The 766-nt window shown below is 49.0% G+C and carries 1 protein-coding gene; it reads right to left on the bottom strand.

Annotation, left to right across the window (positions count from 1 at the left end; translation table 11 throughout):
• On the bottom strand, window positions 1-766 hold a 766-nt coding region (locus BO222_RS11455; protein WP_143357029.1), incomplete at both ends, for an IS66 family transposase zinc-finger binding domain-containing protein.

Below are 766 nucleotides of genomic sequence, written 5' to 3'. Positions count from 1 at the left end.
CTTTCAAACAGCGGTTTAAAGTAGGTCTGAGCACATTCGTTCACCCAGGAATTCAGGGCTGAAACAGAAGGAGCATAGAAGTCAAGATCGGAAAAGATAGACCGTATCCGGTTGACGGGCAGCTGATACAGTGCCTTGAGGGTGATGACAAGCGCCATCAGAGAGGGAGAAACCCATTTTCCAAAAAGGAGTGATTCGGGAGCCTTTGCCATGACCGGGTGAATATCAAACTCGCCTGGAAGATAACGCGGATCCCGGCTCTTCCTTTTACATTCGGGACAGCCGTAAGAAACAGAATAGTGCCGGATGATTTCCAGTTTTCCTGGAATGTATCTGACTTCATGACGGACCAGCTTTCTGCCGATCGGAGTGAGTTCCGTACCGCAGACGGAACAGATTCTCTGGTCTTCAGACAGTTCGTGAAGTTCATCTGTGACAGGAAGGTTCATCTTTTTAATAAGATCTTCCAGAGATTCCTTCGGCTTACGGGCTTTGGAACGAACAGGCCGTTTCCTTGCGGAAGCTCCGGGAGCAGGGGTTTCGGCAGAAGGACCGGATGGCTGGTCATGATCGTCCTTTTTATCTGGCTTTCTCTTTTCAGAACTCCTGCCATACTTCTGAGCAGCCATCAGCCTGATCTGAGCAGACAGATCAAGGATCGTGGCATTTGCCTGATCCAGCTGCTCTGTGAGGCTCTTAATCAGTTTTCTGTTAGCTTCATTCTCTTCCTGGCTCTTCTCATACTGAATGGTCAGCTTGTTAATGG

Source organism: Ileibacterium valens (assembly GCF_001945525.1).
In the GTDB taxonomy this organism is placed as follows: domain Bacteria; phylum Bacillota_I; class Bacilli_A; order Erysipelotrichales; family Erysipelotrichaceae; genus Ileibacterium; species Ileibacterium valens.
This window is presented reverse-complemented; position numbering and strand designations above follow the sequence as displayed.